Annotated in this window: 11 protein-coding genes; 7 read left to right on the top strand and 4 right to left on the bottom strand. The window is 34.6% G+C overall.

Annotation, left to right across the window (positions count from 1 at the left end):
• Both BLR30_RS10835 and BLR30_RS10840 read right to left on the bottom strand, forming a co-directional pair.
• A complete protein-coding gene (locus tag BLR30_RS10835; RefSeq protein WP_089858239.1) occupies nucleotides 1–915 on the bottom strand; it encodes a hypothetical protein in 915 nt (304 codons plus the stop codon).
• Nucleotides 916–957: 42 nt separating this feature from the next.
• Nucleotides 958–4,608, bottom strand: coding sequence for an MMPL family transporter (locus BLR30_RS10840; protein ID WP_089858242.1), 3,651 nt, complete (start codon nucleotides 4,606–4,608; stop codon nucleotides 958–960).
• A 172-nt stretch (nucleotides 4,609–4,780) separates the two neighbouring features.
• Here BLR30_RS10840 and BLR30_RS10845 point away from each other — a divergent pair, with 172 nt between their 5' ends.
• Nucleotides 4,781–5,812 carry a hypothetical protein gene (locus tag BLR30_RS10845; RefSeq protein WP_089858245.1) on the top strand — a complete coding sequence of 344 codons (1,032 nt, stop codon included), beginning with the start codon at nucleotides 4,781–4,783 and terminating at the stop codon, nucleotides 5,810–5,812.
• On the opposite strand, the gene BLR30_RS10850 is transcribed toward BLR30_RS10845, so the two are convergent.
• Nucleotides 5,775–6,911: an EpsG family protein gene (locus BLR30_RS10850; RefSeq protein ID WP_089858248.1), complete on the bottom strand. Its 1,137-nt coding sequence runs from the start codon at nucleotides 6,909–6,911 to the stop codon at nucleotides 5,775–5,777. The two genes, BLR30_RS10845 and BLR30_RS10850, sit on opposite strands and share 38 nt — an antisense overlap.
• A 169-nt stretch (nucleotides 6,912–7,080) precedes the next feature.
• Here BLR30_RS10850 and BLR30_RS10855 point away from each other — a divergent pair, with 169 nt between their 5' ends.
• From BLR30_RS10855 to topA, 3 genes are read left to right on the top strand one after another with little or no spacing between them, the layout of a single operon-like run.
• Nucleotides 7,081–8,229 carry a hypothetical protein gene (locus BLR30_RS10855; protein WP_089858251.1) on the top strand — a complete coding sequence of 383 codons (1,149 nt, stop codon included), beginning with the start codon at nucleotides 7,081–7,083 and terminating at the stop codon, nucleotides 8,227–8,229.
• A 24-nt stretch (nucleotides 8,230–8,253) separates the two neighbouring features.
• Nucleotides 8,254–9,402: a hypothetical protein gene (locus BLR30_RS10860; protein ID WP_089858254.1), complete on the top strand. Its 1,149-nt coding sequence runs from the start codon at nucleotides 8,254–8,256 to the stop codon at nucleotides 9,400–9,402.
• Nucleotides 9,403–9,454: 52 nt separating this feature from the next.
• Entirely contained in the window at nucleotides 9,455–12,031 is a 2,577-nt protein-coding gene (gene topA / locus BLR30_RS10865; protein ID WP_089858257.1) for a type I DNA topoisomerase, read from the top strand.
• Between the two features lie 95 nt (nucleotides 12,032–12,126).
• Here topA and BLR30_RS10870 read toward each other — a convergent pair whose 3' ends face one another.
• A complete protein-coding gene (locus BLR30_RS10870) occupies nucleotides 12,127–13,197 on the bottom strand; it encodes a hypothetical protein (protein WP_089858260.1) in 1,071 nt (356 codons plus the stop codon).
• 187 nt (nucleotides 13,198–13,384) lie between these two features.
• Between BLR30_RS10870 and BLR30_RS10875 the strand changes: the two genes are divergently transcribed.
• The 3 genes from BLR30_RS10875 (at nucleotide 13,385) to BLR30_RS10885 (ending at nucleotide 16,623) form a co-directional block, all read left to right on the top strand.
• A complete protein-coding gene (locus tag BLR30_RS10875) occupies nucleotides 13,385–14,470 on the top strand; it encodes a glycoside hydrolase family protein (protein WP_089858263.1) in 1,086 nt (361 codons plus the stop codon).
• Nucleotides 14,471–14,547: 77 nt separating this feature from the next.
• On the top strand, nucleotides 14,548–15,618 hold the full coding sequence (locus tag BLR30_RS10880; protein ID WP_089858266.1) for a formimidoylglutamase: 1,071 nt from the start codon (nucleotides 14,548–14,550) through the stop codon (nucleotides 15,616–15,618).
• Nucleotides 15,619–15,621: 3 nt separating this feature from the next.
• A complete protein-coding gene (locus BLR30_RS10885; RefSeq protein WP_089858270.1) occupies nucleotides 15,622–16,623 on the top strand; it encodes a glycosyltransferase family 2 protein in 1,002 nt (333 codons plus the stop codon).
• Nucleotides 16,624–16,645 lie beyond the last annotated feature (22 nt).

The following is a 16,645-nucleotide window of genomic DNA, read 5'->3' on the forward strand; positions in this document are numbered from 1 at the left end:
CTATTTTATATTAATTCCTTGTAAATATTCTCGTTGTTTTTTTCTTTTAAACCAAAAGATAGGTGTTGTAAGCAAATGTAATACCAGAACTATAGGTGATACAACCCATATAGCTGCCATCAAATATATCTTAAAGAATTTAATAAGCAATGGGCGTTTTTCTTTTTTCTTTATAATAAGATTCGACCATACTTTAAAAATCTTATTGCCTACTTTCTCGACTCTTACTAAAAACGCACGTATTTCTACTGCTCCGTTTTTTACGAGATCGGGCTGAAGGGTTTCCAGCGTATTTCCGGAAAAGTGTTTTTCAATAATTCTGCCGTATTTTCCAGCGCCGTTAATTTCTTCATCTGAAACTCCTGCTGCCGGAAGCATCCCGGATTTTTCTTTTTTTCCGGTAGTCATCCAGCGAAGGATAGTGAGTACACTGGTATAATTGTCGTGTCTATCTACCAAAGCGATATTCCCGACAAGTTTAGCCTGCATTTGTTTTAGATAAACTTTCAGTTTTTCCTGGGAAAACATCCACATATTTCTGGTTCCTGACACGGTAACGACAGGAGTGTCTTTAAGGATGTTTTCTGCAAATCCACTTTTCAGGAATGATATAATCGGAATCGAAGGAGTAAGATACCAAACCTGATATCCAAAAATTACCAAATCAAATTTTTTATTGACAACTTCTTCGGGAGGAGGAAGTATTTCGCTAGGAATCTGAAGATAAGATTCTGGAAAAGTGTTAAAAAATATATCACCTGACCAAGGAAAAGGAAAATCTTTTTTTAGTCTGATGTTGTAGTATGTCACGTTATATTCTTCACTTTTTTCTTCAAACGGATGGGCGATATTTCTCACGATATCTTCCAGCTGTCCGGACTGGGTGTAATATATAACAAGTATATTTTTTTTCATTAATTCTTTTTATCCGTTACAAAAATATGCTTTTCATATGTATTATTCAGAACTAAATATTTTTAATGATTCAGAACTGAATTTTAATGTATAATCAGCATTATTGAATATATTATTTTTTCTGGTACAAAAGATAATCGTTTCAGGGAATTTCTCTAGTGTATTGATATCGAAATTTTCATCTGAAACCAGCAGTAAATCAATTTTTTTAGTGATTTCGGTACTGTTTTTTATATAATTTATTTTTCTTCTTTTTACCAGATAATTCTGCTCGGCAATCTGTCTTTTTTCTTCATCCTTAATGTAACTGAAAATTGTTCTTCCTGCCTGTTGCAGAGTCAGTAAAACATCTTTCTGCCCAAAATCATTTGCGATATGAAGAATATTGACATCTTTCGGGATGTGCTTGTTGAGTTCAAAATAGAGAGATTTGTTCTGTTTAAAATCTTCTTTCACCTCATTCACAACTTCATTATCTTTGTATAAAAAACTCAAAAAAAGCTTTTTTCTGAAATAATTTTCATCTTCAAGTTCATTCCTTAGAACTGCAAATTCTTTTCTGAAGTATGCATTAATTTTCTTGGTACGCTCCGAGTAATTTTTCCCGAAACTTTCGTCTTCTTTTCTAATTCTTTCACCAATTTTCACAGTAATAGCACCATCATAGATAATAAAATCTCCTTTAGGCAAAACCTCAGAATTCCCATGAATATAAACCGGTAAAATATCCAGACCAAATTTTTCTGCGAGATAAAATGCTCCTTTATGAAACCTTTTGATATCGTTCGTATAAGAACGTTCCGCTTCAGGAAAGACGACAAGAGAATAGCCCTGGTTTACTTTTTCCTGCAGTCTGTCGACTCCGTTTTCTATACCCTGAGAAACAGGATAACATCCCAAGGCTCTTACCATTTTCCCGAAAATAGGAGATTGATAAACCCAGTCATTCACAAGGAAAACAAACTTGTGGGTAACCATTGAAATAGCGAGCGTATCCAGAAACGACGTATGATTGGCAATGATAACAGCCGGTTTGCTGAAATCTTCTTTCGTAGCTTTAATGATCTTTTTCTTTACCCATGGATTCGTAAACAGAACAGAAGTTAAAAACCTTGCGGAAATTAATTTAAAAAAGTTCAATGACTTTACTTTAGCGTTTTTTGTAAAAGGGCTGATAACCAGCGAGAAGAATAAACCTCCTAATCCGTAATACAAGAAAGAAAGCACCGAATGTGAAAAAAGTCTGAATGTAATCGGGGACAGTCCTTTTCTGGCTCTGTTTGTAATCAGTAATCTGAACCAAAAAGGATATAGTGTTGATGTGATAATAATTACTGAGAACATCCCGATCAATGCTACCAAAGCAAGCGAATGTAGAGCAGGGTGTTTGGCAAAGATCAATGAACCAATTGATAATATCGTTGTGAAAACTGCCAAGATAATAGAGGTTCTATATGTGGGAAGCTCATTTTTACCCGTGGTATGCTCTTTTTGCATGGCCTGAGTAAGGAAAATACTGAAATCATCGCCTACCCCAAAAATAAGGGTACAGACAACAGTGCTGAAGATATTCAGTTCCAGTCCGAGAAAATACAGGATCCCTGCGGTTACAACTCCGGTCAGAACAATCGGGAACATGGTCAAAACAGTAAGCTCAAAATTTCTGAAAAATACGATGATCGTTAAAATGATAGCTAAAAGTGAATAATTAATCAGCGTGTTGAAATCCCTTTTCAGTAAACCCAGGAAATTTTCATTCATCTGCTGGCGGTCGATGGCAAGAACATCCTGTTTCTTTTCAACATCCTTAATGAAAGCATCTCTTTTGTCTTTATCTACTTTTACGACGTTTGATACTGTATAAAATCCGTTTTCCTGGTTCAGAAATTCGGAAATCTGCAGTGCTTTTATTTTTTCGTAATCTTTAAGAGTTAATGGCGAGTAGCTTTTATTCAAATTATCATTAAATTGGCTGAATGCTGTGCTGTTAAAGCCATATGTGTTACCATTTTTGATTAATTCAGAAATGGTATTAGACTTTTTTTCATTCGTCCAGAATTCATTCCATTCTTTTATTTTTTTCTGCTGATCTTTTTCCGATAAAACCACTTTTCCCAAAGAACTATAGCTTAATATTTTTCCCTGATCCTTCTCTTTTTCCAGAAAATTACTTAGCTCTGAATTTTTCGTAAGTGCTTCTTCCGCAGAATTTCCGTAAGAAATCGTATAAATTGATTTTGAAGTGATATCAGAAAGTTTCTGAAGTTTGGCTTCACTGATTTTCAAATCTTTTGGAATATAATTTAAATCGCCGATGTCTTCATTAAATCCGACATGCTTGAACCCGAATAGACAAGCAATAATGATGACAGAACAACCGATAATCAGAAGTTTGTTCTTTTCGTAGGGATAAGATCCGATTTTGTCAATAAAATTGGTATTGGCTTTCTTCTCCTTTTTCGGATGATACAATTGAGGAACGATAATTAATGCCGTAAAGGATGATAATATTACCGTAATGGCAGCGAAAAGACCCAGATCTTTCAGTGCTTCGGAGCGAACAAACACAAGGCAAAGAAACGAAACAGCTGTTGTCGCACTGCTTAGTAAGATAGGCTGCGTAATTTCTTTATAAAGTTCTTCTATATTATTGTTGTGTTTGTAATGCGTAAGAATGTGAAGAGCATAATCGATCGTTATCCCGATCAGGATAGCGCCAACGCTCAACGAAATGGCCGAAACTTTGTCTTTAATAAAGTACAGAATCAATAAGGCCAGCAAAACCGAGAAAACCGTTGGCAGAAAAACAATAATCGGAGTAAAGAAGTTCCTGAAGTAATAGATCAGTAAAATCAAAAGTACAGTCATGGAAATCATTACCGTATTTTGAATATCCTTTTTGATCTGCTGGGCATTTGCAACCGCAATGACCGGAGAACCAAAATAGCTGATCTCTGTTTTTCCTTTAAATTGTTTGTTGAGGTTGTCCTTTATTTCATTAAGCTGATTGACAAAAACTTCATTGTTTTTAGTGTCATTGCTTTTATTTTTCGGATCAATAAAAAGCAGAAGATTTTTTCTGTCTTTGGTAACAATGTAGCTGTTTTCGAGTTTAAAATCTTTGCTGATATTTAAGGCGTTCAGTTTTTTTATTCCTAAAAAAGTAATGCCGAGAGGATCTTTTTTAATAAATTCTTTGGTCACCAGACTTGTCGGGGAAGATAATGAAATGTAATTGCTTTCAACTTGTTTGGCAAGACTGTCTTTATTCAGCTTACGATCGATGCTTTTGTAATCGTTTTCATCTAAGAATAAAGGAAGATTCTGGTTGACGAAATCGAATGTTTCTGAAATTTCGTTATCATTTACCTTTCCCTGAACCGAGCTTATGTATTTTTGTAAAGGTTCGGTTTTTTTCAAAAAAATATCGGCCGTCTCAGAAAGCTGAAAATTGTCTTCTCTGGATTTGTTTTCAATAATAACGATGATTTTATCAGAAAAATTGATCTGCTGAAGAACTTTTGCCGTAAGGTCAGACTTTTCGTTTTTCGGAATAATCTGGTTGATGTCTTCTTCAAAATTAATTTTTGAAGCGAAAAAACTGCATATGACAGCAATTCCGACTGCAAGCAGTATGGAAAGAAGCCTGTTTTTAGAAATCAGGTAATATAAAAAAATGAAAAAACGATGCATCAGATTATTAAATCAAGTTTGCAAATTTAATTTTTTCATCACAGTTTGAAAATTTTTAACATAAGTTTGTCTGAAAATCAATAAAATATTTAATTGAAATAAAAAAAATATATACTTTTGTAAGAGTCCCCCATTAATAATATAAATACCTGAGTGTACGCTTAGATCTAATATGTTTAAAACATTTGATGAAAAATTAAACGAATTTTTGTTCGTCATTGCACTCCCGTTCCTATTATTTTTCATGTCCTATTATGGATTTGAAACTTCTTATGTAATAGGAATCAAATCCTGGGAAAAAGCGCCTGATTTTATGTTTTCTTCGGTGTATGCCTATCGTGTTATCCCGAATTATTTAAGTGTTCATGTTACGGAATCAGTAATATTTATAGTTGATAATTACCTGCCTTCTGCAAAAAACTTTCTTTTGAAACAGGGATCATTTTTTTATCACAGTACTTTTCTTATTAATGTATTCTTCTTTATTCTTACCTCTGTTTTTTTGGATAAAATTTTTAAATTAAAACCTGTTACGCTTCTTTTAAATGAAAATGCGAAAAGAATGCTTCATCTGATCGCAGTATTTTTCATTGTGATTGTGCAGTACGTTCCTACAAACTGCGATTGTTTAGCGATTTTTTTTTACGTTCTAGGAATCTTTTTCACCCTGAAATATTGGCAAAAAAGAAAACGTTCAGATCTGATTGTTCTAGGCTTGATTATTTTTATTTCGACGTTCGTCAGAGAAACGGCCTGTCTTAATATTGCTTTTTTTGCAGCGATATTTATTAATTATGAAAGTCTTAGCGAAAGAAATTTTGTCTTTTTTAAAGAAACTTTCTTCCTGGTACTTGCTTTTGTTTTGCCGTATATTGGCTTGCGGCTGATGATCCGGCAGCAGGCATCATTTGCAGAAGGAATTTATTTCGTTAAAAACTTCACAAGCCCTTACAACCTTCTGGGACTTTTGTTCGGAATATTAAGCCTTTACTTCAGCTATAAAATGTCTGAAAAAACAGGAAAACTACTGATCTGCAAATATCTGATTTTCTCTTCACCTTATCTCGTTATGATTGCTTCGGTAGGACTTTTCTGGGAAACAAGACTTTTTCTACCATTGATTATTACGGGAATAATAGCGGCTTCACAAACTGAAGTCGAAAGAACTAAGGAAGAAGAAAATTTGAATAGGTATCAATCGTAAATTTTCCTCTTTCGATATTTTTAAAGCTGGAAAAAATAATAAAGTTGAAAAGGCTGTAGCAGATAATGATCGTGTGTATTATTTTTTTGTTGCCACTATTCGCCGAATACATGGCATACGGCATTAAATATCCTGTTGCCGTAAAGAAGATGCCGGTAAGTCTGGAAGAAAATATAGTACTTCCTCTGAAGATAAAAAAGAAACATATTCCCAATACACAAAAATTTCTCATGTATTCATAGTAAGGATACTTTTCTTTCATGTTATTGTCGAATGCAAATAAAAATATTGTGGAAAGTATAGCATTTCCTTCAGGAACACCAATTCCGCCATTCAGTCTTTCCGTGGTAGAACTCAGATTAATATAGTTATTGAATCCGGTCATTAAACTGCTTTCTTCGGGGAGCAAGCTGCCGAAATATTTGTATATCTCAAATGGAGAAAGAATCATTGATCCTATGATAGCGGTTGCCATAATCGTTTTATTGATAGGAACTCTGGCAAGCCAATACATAGGCAGGAAAAAGATACACACATTATGGATTCCCATTGCCAAATAAATGCAGATAAGATAATACCAAACCTTTCTTTCTTTAATAAAACGTATTGAAAAGTAACAGATAATTGTTCCCAGCGCCTGTCGCATCTGTCCGTTTTCCCCAATGAAGAAACTCGGAAAAAAGAAGAGTAGAATTGTGGTATAAGGGTAGAGAGAATTTTCTTTGATGTTTATATAATTTAACGGAATAGAGATCAATGCCAGAAAAAAGGTGACTATATAGAAAGGTGGTGCCAGGAAAACATCAAATATAAGTTTATTGATAAGAATATACAGCCATTCCATATCCAGCGGGCTATCCAATTTAAGTGCTTTCCTGAAAATATCTGTATAATTCGTGTGGGAACTGTACCAAAGATAAATGTTTTTATAACTCCCGTAATCCGGCCCGGCATCTCTGAAACCGACAACAAGGATAAACCATGCAGCAATGGGAATCAGGTATTTTGTACTTGGTTTTTCGTCCCGGTAGGCTTCGGCAAAGCTCAGGCATAGAATGATAATGAAGGGAACTAAATAGTAGGGGTGCAATAGATGCATAAATTGTGTTTTTCAAAGTCTGTGTGATGCAAAAGTAATGAAATAATTAATATACAGTAATTAAAAATAAGTAAAGCTTAAAAGAAAATGCGTAATTTCGCACATCTGATAAACACAAATCAAGCTCTTTTAAAAATGAGATTAATTCTAACACAATCAAATTTTAAAGATGAAAAAAAACACAAGTTATCAATTCGTTCTCTATTTCATTATTGTTATTTTCTTATGTATTTTCAAAGTATATTTTGCATATATTACATGCAACGGATATGCATTTGCCGACTGGCTGATTAATTATCAGGAGGCAGGTTTCGGCAGGAGAGGTTTATCCGGAACTGTTTTTATTTTTTTATATAAAGTATTTTCGATAAAGGTTCAGTACTCGGTGTTCTTCACACAAACGATTGTGTATGTATTGTTCTTCTATTTTCTTTATAAACTTCTCAGATTTAAAAAAGCCAATATAATAGATGCTTTGTTTCTCCTCACTCCGTTTTGCCTGTGGGGATTTTTTTCCGATCCTGCGATAGGAGCAAGGAAAGATGGCATTTTATGGCTACTTTTTGTTGCTTTTATCTACTATCTTTCACAAAATAAGCTTACCAAAACCAAAAAATATATCTTTCTGGTATTATTTGCCGTTTCGGTGTTCATTCATGAAAGTTTTGTTTTTTATACTCCATACTTTTTAATTGCTCTCTACTTTCACAATAAAAAGATTGATGTCAAAATGTTTCTACTCATTATGCTTTCGTTTGGCATTCCGGCAGGAATTATCTTATTGACAGGAATCAATACCGATTACCATAAAACCTTACAGATCATCAGAGAATGCAAGATTAATCTTCAGGAAGAAAATATTTTCCAGTGGAAAGAAACGCAACTTATTAAAATAGATTATTACACAAAAGAAATTAAAAACCTGAGTTTGTATGTTATAAGTGTGGCGCTTCAACTAGGTTTTGTGATATTTTATATGTTTCTGAAGAAGTTTCCGCCGGAAAACAGAAAAAAACTTTTAATCTCTTTTGCACTTGCTTTTTTCATAAGTATTCCTTTATTTCTAATTGCTATTGATGTAGGAAGATGGTTCTACAATAGTTTTATTCTTTTTGAAATACTTCTTATTTCTCTGATTCCTGTTTCTGAAACCAGTTTTTTTAACGTTGAGATTTTCAAGAACCGCGGAATGTTGATTTTTATCTTCCTTGTTCTATTGGCTGATTTCGTCTACAGAGTTCCTTCCGCATTGATAGGAATACAAACAGGGCTGCCATTAAGATTTTTTCTGCACCTTTTCGGAATTCATTCTTTTTAAACGTTCAATTTATTAAAACACATAATGATGATAGAGAAGCCTACACAATACTTCAACATTAAGATTTTTATTTATTTTTTAATTGCAGTTACGGCTGTTTATACACTTGTATTTACTTATTACTACAACTTTAAAGACGACGGCTACATTCTCGCCGACTGGCTGATTAATTATCAGGATGGAGGATTTAAAAGAAGAGGATTGTCCGGCAGTTTCTTTTTTCTCTTACAGGACTTAACAGGTTTAAGGCTTAATTATCTTGTCTATTTCGCTCAGTTTCTCATTATTTCAGGCTTTTTTCTGATGTACACCAAGCTTATACGATATAAAGTCACCGACTTACTTTATCTGTCGCTATTGATGTCGTCTTTGGGTTTCGTCGGACTTTTAAATACGGTTACTTATGTTGGCAAGAAAGAATTTATTGTCTTTCTGATCTTCACCTGTTTCGTGTATCTGCTCAATAACGATAAGCTTTCAAAAAATAAAGAATATCTTTTTTGTATGGCAATTTTTATAACAACTTTTCTGCACGAAGTAGTTCTTTTTTACGTTCCGTATTTTGCCATTGCACTGTATCTGAAGAAAGGAAAGTTCGAGTACAGAAGATATATCAAATATTTCCTTTCAGCCGGAATTCCTGTTTTGCTGATTTTAGCGTTCGGGAAAAATGTAAATGAAGGACAGTCGTTACAAATTCTCGCCTCAAGAGGTGTTCATCCCACTTACGGAATATTTTACTGGAATATTAATGAAAGAGATTACATTAAAGAACATTGGGGTGAATATCTTTTATATTTCATCAGTTTAGCGTTCAGTATTTTTCATCTTTATTATTATTTAAAATTTCTAAAAGACAGAAAGGTTATATCTATTTTGTTAATCGGCGCTTTTTTGTTCTCGCTTCCGCTATTTTATCTGGCGATCGATTGGGGAAGATGGATGTATATTCATATGATGCTTATTATCGTAGCTTTTACCCTGCTACTGCCTGAAAGCGACTCGGTTTTAGCATCAGAACCAATAGTCGTGAACAGGAAATTTTACATCACCATGTTCATCATTATTTTCTCGCTCATCTATAGAGTTGAAATGTCAGGAAGAGGTTTCACATTTGAAGGAATATTCTACAGACTGTTCATTGCACCTATAGAATTATTAAATAAAATGTAATTCCAAAAACCTATCTAATAAAAAAACTTTACTTTTGCAAAAAATTTTTAGAATGTCGAAAAATTTAGTAATCGTCGAATCACCGGCAAAAGCAAAAACGATTCAGAAGTATTTAGGAAAGGATTTCGAAGTGAAATCCAGTTTCGGACACATCCGTGATCTGCCTAAAAAAGGAATGGGGATCGATTTGGCTACCTTCAGTCCCGATTACGAAGTTTCTGCAGACAAAAAGAAATTGGTAACAGAACTGAAAGCTGCTGTGAAAAAAGCCGATATGGTTTGGCTGGCTTCCGATGAAGATCGTGAAGGAGAAGCCATTGCATGGCATCTTGCAGACGAGCTGAAACTGAAACCTGAAAACAGAAAAAGAATTGTTTTCCATGAAATTACTAAAAATGCCATTCTAAAAGCAATCGATAACCCTAGAGATATCGATCAGAATCTCGTAAATGCCCAACAGGCGAGAAGAGTACTCGACAGAATCGTAGGTTTTGAAATGTCACCCGTGCTATGGAAGAAAGTGAAACCGGGATTATCTGCCGGAAGAGTGCAGTCGGTAGCAGTGAGACTGATTGTTGAGCGAGAAAAAGAAATCCGTGAATTTGTTCCGAAAGCAAGCTTCAAAGTTGATGGTGTTTTCCTGAATAAAACCAGCCAGGAGATTTCAGCAAAACTTAAAAAAGATTTTGATAAGGAACAGGATGCAGAAAATTTTCTGGAACTGGCAAAAACAACAGAATTTAAAGTTTTAAATGTTGAGACAAAACCGGGAACAAGATCTGCTTCAGCGCCTTTTACGACTTCTACCTTACAGCAGGAAGCTTCTTCCAGATTAGGATATAATGTGACCAACACCATGCGTCTGGCACAAAGATTATATGAAGAGGGATACATTACCTATATGAGAACTGACTCGGTAAATCTTTCTCAGGAAGCTATTGACGGAGCAAAAAAGCAGATCACTTCAGAATACGGAGCTGAGTATTCTTCACCAAGAAATTATACTACCAAATCATCATCGGCTCAGGAAGCTCACGAAGCGATCCGTCCGACTGATTTTACCGTGAAAAGTATCGGAGATGCACAGCTGAACAGATTGTACCAGCTGATTTACAGAAGAACATTAGCTTCTCAGATGGCGAATGCTAAAATTGAGAAAACGGTAATCGAAATTGGTAATGCCAAATTGCCGCAGCATTTTGAAGCCCAGGGAGAGGTTATTATTTTCGATGGATTTTTAAAAGCGTACGGTATTGTAAAAACTGAAGACGACGACGAAGAAAACAACGAAAAACTGCTTCCGAAAGTAAATGTGGGAGAAGTTTTAGACTATAAAAAAATTACAGCGGCAGAAAAATTCACAAGGCCAAGTGCAAGATACACCGAAGCTGGCCTGGTAAGAAAGCTTGAAGAATTGGGAATCGGCCGTCCTTCTACTTATGCGCCAACCATTCAGACCATTCAGAATCGTGAATATGTTGATAAGCGTGAAATCGAGCCACAAACAAGAGAAGTGGTAAAGATTTCTTTAGCAAAAGATAAAATTAAAAAAGAAGTCCTCGAAGAAAAATTCGGGGGCGATAAAAATAAATTCGTTCCTACGGACATCGGTGAAGTCGTGAATGACTTTCTTACAGATAATTTTAAGGAAATTCTTGACTACGGTTTTACAGCCAGAGTAGAAGAAAGCTTCGATGAAATTGCAAGCGGTGACCAGAAATGGAAAAACATGATGACGGACTTTTACTCAAAATTCCATCCGAGAATTGAAGATGTAGAAGAAAATGCTGACAGAGCAACGGGCGACAGACTTCTTGGGGTTGATCCGAAAACCGGTAAAAATGTTCATGCCAGAATCGGAAGATTCGGAGCAATGATCCAGATTGGCGAAACGGACGACGAAGAAAAACCAATTTTTGCCTCATTAATGGCTGGTCAGAATATCGCAACCATCACTTTCGAAGAAGCAATGGAATTATTCAAGCTCCCGTTCGATTTAAGTGAAGTTGACGGACAGCCGGTTTCAGTGGGTGTAGGAAGATTTGGGCCTTATGTGAAATGGGGAGAAACTTACATCAGTATTCCGAAAGGTGAAGATCCGCTTTCTGTAGATCAGAAACGTGCGGAAGAAATTATCAACGAAAAGAAAATTGCAGACGCGCCGATTGCTACATACAAAGGTGAACCTGTAACAAAAGGAACAGGAAGATTCGGCCCTTTCATTAAATATCAGAGTATTTTTGTAAACGTTCCGAAGAGATATGATTTTGAAAATCTTTCTCAAAGCGATATCAACGAATTGATCGATGCTAAACTTGAAAAAGAAGCCAATCGATACATCCAGCAATGGGAAAAAGAAAAGATCTCCATTGAAAACGGAAGATGGGGACCTTTCGTTAAATTTGGAAAAGCAATGTTCAAGATTCCGAAGAAAAAGGATGATTCTAAATACGATGCCGAAGAGCTGAAAGAAGTTTCTTTGGATGAGGTTAAAAAATGGATCACCGATCAGGATCCGAAAGCTTTTGCAGAGAAAAAGAAACCGGCGGCGAAGAAAGCTGCAACTGTGAAAAAGACAACGACGACAACGAAAAAGCCGGCGGCGAAGAAACCGGCGGCGAAGAAATAAATAGTTTTTATAAAATATTAAGCACAGATTTTTGGTCTGTGCTTTTTTGGTTTGGTAGACTAACTCGTCATTTTGATTTGCTATTTTATTTAATTTTACTCTATAACTTCTGAATCTTTCGGTGATTCAATAGTATAATATGTATATTCATCCTCACCTTTATACCATCTGTAGTTAGTTTGTTTGAAACGTAGATTAATTAACATTTCGTGAAGTGCTTCTTGGCTTTCCTTAATATTTTTATTGGATGCAAAATAATGAGCGGTTAAATTTAAATTGATATTTCTTACACCACCAACACTAACATCTACATCGTTTTCCCATAGTTTATCCCCAATTAGCTTGGCATATTTAGCTCGTAATTTAGGAAAGTTTTTTATTTGTGAATTTGAAACCTTTTGTTCAAGTTGCTTTGCTAGTTTTTGTTCCTCCGGATTTTGACTCTCTTTACCTTCTTTTATTATTTGAAAATATGCTTTATATAATGCTATTGAAATAACAATTCCATCAAGAGAATTAATATCTTTTGTAAAATCATCAGATTTTAAACTTTTAATATTATTTTCTAATCTTGTTTTTAAAGGTATTGTAGATAAGGCATTTTTCTTATTTTCGATAGATGTAGTAATTGAAGTTTCTGATTTTTTTTCGTCTTCACTTCCAAAAGCGATAAAGATAAAAAATACAAATGTTCCAATTGAAGCCATAGTTTTTAGAATTTTGTTCATAGTATTAGAATTTATAATGTTTTTTTTAAATATTAATATTAAAGGGATAATAAAGCCAAGTACATAAAATAGTAAATCCAGAGAGTCAAAAGTTCCCTGCACAAAATCTACCCCTTGACCAATTTCTGATGAAATTGCGATGAAAGGAATTATACTGATCCAAAAAATACTTTGTAATTTAATTTTGAAATTCCATATATAGATTATGAGACATGTATAAGAAGTAATCCATAAACCATCTGGCAAAGAATATAGAAACCAATCTGGAAAGCTTTCGATGTGGGAAATACTGAATTTTCTGAAATCTGAACTTAAAAAATCTATATTTAACACTTCTAACCAATTAAAAATTTTTAACGAAGAAGATCTGAACAATATATAAATTGCAGTTCCAAAAACTAAAGATAACATACTTCCAAATAGAACTTTATTTTTCATTTAAGTAGTTAAGGAATTTTCAAATATATTGCTTATTTTAACTTTGAATTTACGGAAAACCATAATCCAAAGTAAGTTTAAAAAAAGCTTAATGTATATTTATTGTGAATTTTCTTAATTATTATGCCCCAAAGCGCAGGATACATAATTTATCCGTTTCTTCTAAATTAGCCTTAAAATAAGTGCAATGGAAAAACCCTTCACGCGCAAAGAATTTCTGCAAACTTCAGCGTTAGGAATTGCGGCTGTATTTTTTGGATCATCGTTTACGAGCTTATTGTCTTCAGACGAAAAACCATATTTCAATTTAAAACCAATTGGGAGATCGCTTGCTTTGGAAGGATATTACATTTGGTGCAGTTCTCCGATTTGGGGCGAAGATGGAAAGGTTCATCTTTTTTATTCCCGATGGAAAAAAGAAAAAGGAATGGGAGGTTGGCTCAACGGTTCTGAAATTTGTCGTGCAGAAGCAAATTCTCCATTTGATACATTTGAACATAAGCAAGTCATTCTTACGCCAAGAGGTGGAAGCTTTTGGGACGCAACGACTTGTCACAATCCTTTAATTAAGAAAGTCGGAAATCAATATTTGTTGTTTTTTATGGGAACTTCCAATGGAAAAACCAATACCAAAAGAATTGGTTTAGCAACTTCAAAAAGTCTTTATGGAGAATGGGAAAGACCAGATGAACCTTTATTGCTTCCCGGAAAAGAGGGTTCGTGGGACGACCATTGCACAACAAATCCTGCTTTTGTGAAAGGTAACGACGGAAAATACTGGTTATTTTATAAATCATGGAACACTCATGAATACGAAACTCAAAAAGGATCAATTCGTGGAAATAGAAAATATGGTTTAGCAAAATCAGATTCCCCGGAAGGGCCTTACATAAAAATATCCGAAAATCCTGTGATTGATTTTTCATCATTGCCGGATAATGCTCAATTGGAAGACGCTTTTGTCTGGAAACAAAAAGGGAAATATCATATGATTGCTCGTGATATGGGATTTTTTAATCATGAATTTGGGTTACATCTAACCACAAAAGACGGTATTCACTGGTCGAAACCTGAAGTCGCTTATCTTAATATGAAAAGTTATATCACCGAACCAACTCCTCCTAAGAATTTAAACAGATTCGGAAGGCTGGAAAGACCTATGCTTTTGTTGGATAAAGATGGAGAAACTCCGCGATTTTTATTTGGAGCAACGCAAGGAGGAGAATTTGAAACTTCTACAACTTATGTTTTTGAGATTTTAAATAAAAAATAATTTTTCTCTGGATAACTTTAACAAAGTTATTAAGCCGCGAACTTTTTGTAAGTTTGTGAAAATAATGCGGACTACAAATGGATTTTGAAGATTTTATCATTTCGCCCAGAAATTTCAAGACAGAAAGCTGGCAGATCGGGAATCATATCACAAAAAATATTAAAGAAGACAGTATTGTCCTGCTGTTCGTTTCCGACTACAGAGGAGCGAACGGTGATGCTGAGGTGCAGGATTTTACCGGGATCAGAAGAGAGTTTTATAAATTGTCACAACTTGACTTTGAGATTCCTGTTGTAGACCTGGGAGATCTGGTTTCCGGAAAAACGGTTCAGGATTCTCACTATATTTTACAGGAAGTCTTGTCGGCCTGTCATTATAAAAGAGCTATTCCGGTGATTATAGGAGGTTCCAACGATTTTGCCTTTTCCCTTTTTTCGGCGCTGAATTTTCACACTAAAAATATTAATTATACGCAGATTAGTAATATTATTTCCCTGAAACAGGGTGAGATGATTGACGAATATACTTTTTTAAGCAAAATATTCGGATCCAAGAATTTTTCCATTAAGAATTATCATCATTTAGGATATCAGAAACATCTGAATGAAGCAGACTCTGTAAGATTAATCAAGGAAGTGGAATTTGACATCGTTCGTCTTGCTGAAATGATGAACTCTACGGAAAAAACGGAGCCGTTTTTCAGAAAGGCAGATCTTGTGACGGTAAATTGTGATGCGATTGAAAGCTTTGGTGAACCTTTTTCCATGAACCCGCAAGTAAACGGACTGAACAGAAGGGAGGTCTGCGCCTATATGAAAGAAATAGGATTGAGTGAAAACCTTAAATCCGTAGGGATTTTTAATTATAATATTTATTCTGAAAATCAGCTCAATCATCAGCTTCTCGCACAAATGATCTGGTATCTGATCGAAGGAATTAATATTCAGAGATCTCACCCGAAAGAAAGGCATTACGAAATATTCTATGTGTTGATTGATGACCGACAGTACACTTTTAAGCGGGATACTTTCAGTAACCTCTGGTATTTCGGGGATGATGAGAATATAGAAAACTGCGTCCCCTGTTCCAGAAAAGATTTTGATGAAGCTAAAAAAGGCTGGCTAAACACACGACTGACGAAAAATTAATTCATGACACAAGTTCCCTCAAAAATTTCTATAATTATTCCTGTTTATAATGTAGAGCAATATCTTGCAAAATGTCTCGATTCTGTGATCCGTCAAACCTATCAGAATGTCGAAATTCTGGTGGTAAATGATGGGAGTACAGATAACTCTGCACAGATTATTACAGATTATGCGCGCAAATATCCCGATAAAATAAAATCTTTCAATAAAGAAAACGGCGGACTGAGTGATGCCAGAAATTTCGGTATCGACAGGGCGGCCGGCGATTATATAGGATTTGTAGACAGTGATGATTATATTACGCCCAACATGTATGAAGATATGGTTGGGCTGGCTGAAAAGCATAACGCAGAGATGGTGATCTGTAATATTCAGAAAGTAAATCAGAAAGGAAAGATTGTACAGAAGCTGACTCAGGTTCCCAATATGCCCGAAAAAATTGATCTTGAAAAGAATTTTTCTGTGTTTTCGGATATAAGTTATTTTGCCTGTAATAAATTATTCAGGAAGACGCTTTTTAATGAAAAAAGGTTTAAAAGAAATGTTCATTTTGAAGATATTCAGCTGATCCCGCAGCTTTTATTAATGTGTAAAACCATCGCTCAGACACAGAATTTCCATTATCAATATCTTGAAAGATCAGACTCCATTACAAAAACACATACCGAAAAGGGTCTTGATATTTTTAAAGCAATAGAAGACGTAAAGGAATTTTTCAATAAAACGACTTATGCAGATCGGAAAAAAGAGCTTGAAAACTTTCTGATTTTTGAAGGCATATACTCCTTTATTGCTTATCTCGCTTTTATAAAAGATGATGATGTTTTTTATAGAATGTCTGAAAATTTAGAACAATTCATACATAAAAGTGATATAAAACTGAAAAATATTTTGAATTATACTCGTTTTGGTAAGAATTATCTATTATCTTTGCCTTTGAAAAAAAGTATATTTTATCTTCTGTTTTTTGCCAGGCAGAAAAAACTGATAAGAAAATTAATGTAACACAAATGTTAGTACTGTTTCG

Source organism: Chryseobacterium taeanense (assembly GCF_900099685.1).
GTDB classification, from domain to species: Bacteria; Bacteroidota; Bacteroidia; order Flavobacteriales; family Weeksellaceae; genus Chryseobacterium; species Chryseobacterium taeanense.

Coding starts and splice junctions, on each gene's coding strand:
- BLR30_RS10870 (WP_089858260.1), bottom strand. CDS start 13,197: ATGAAAAATAAAGTTCTATTTGGAAGTATGTTATCTTTAGTTTTTGGA.
- BLR30_RS10880 (WP_089858266.1), top strand. CDS start 14,548: ATGGATTTTGAAGATTTTATCATTTCGCCCAGAAATTTCAAGACAGAA.
- BLR30_RS10850 (WP_089858248.1), bottom strand. CDS start 6,911: ATGCATCTATTGCACCCCTACTATTTAGTTCCCTTCATTATCATTCTA.
- BLR30_RS10875 (WP_089858263.1), top strand. CDS start 13,385: ATGGAAAAACCCTTCACGCGCAAAGAATTTCTGCAAACTTCAGCGTTA.
- BLR30_RS10885 (WP_089858270.1), top strand. CDS start 15,622: ATGACACAAGTTCCCTCAAAAATTTCTATAATTATTCCTGTTTATAAT.
- BLR30_RS10835 (WP_089858239.1), bottom strand. CDS start 915: ATGAAAAAAAATATACTTGTTATATATTACACCCAGTCCGGACAGCTG.
- BLR30_RS10845 (WP_089858245.1), top strand. CDS start 4,781: ATGTTTAAAACATTTGATGAAAAATTAAACGAATTTTTGTTCGTCATT.
- BLR30_RS10855 (WP_089858251.1), top strand. CDS start 7,081: ATGAAAAAAAACACAAGTTATCAATTCGTTCTCTATTTCATTATTGTT.
- topA (WP_089858257.1), top strand. CDS start 9,455: ATGTCGAAAAATTTAGTAATCGTCGAATCACCGGCAAAAGCAAAAACG.
- BLR30_RS10840 (WP_089858242.1), bottom strand. CDS start 4,608: ATGCATCGTTTTTTCATTTTTTTATATTACCTGATTTCTAAAAACAGG.
- BLR30_RS10860 (WP_089858254.1), top strand. CDS start 8,254: ATGATGATAGAGAAGCCTACACAATACTTCAACATTAAGATTTTTATT.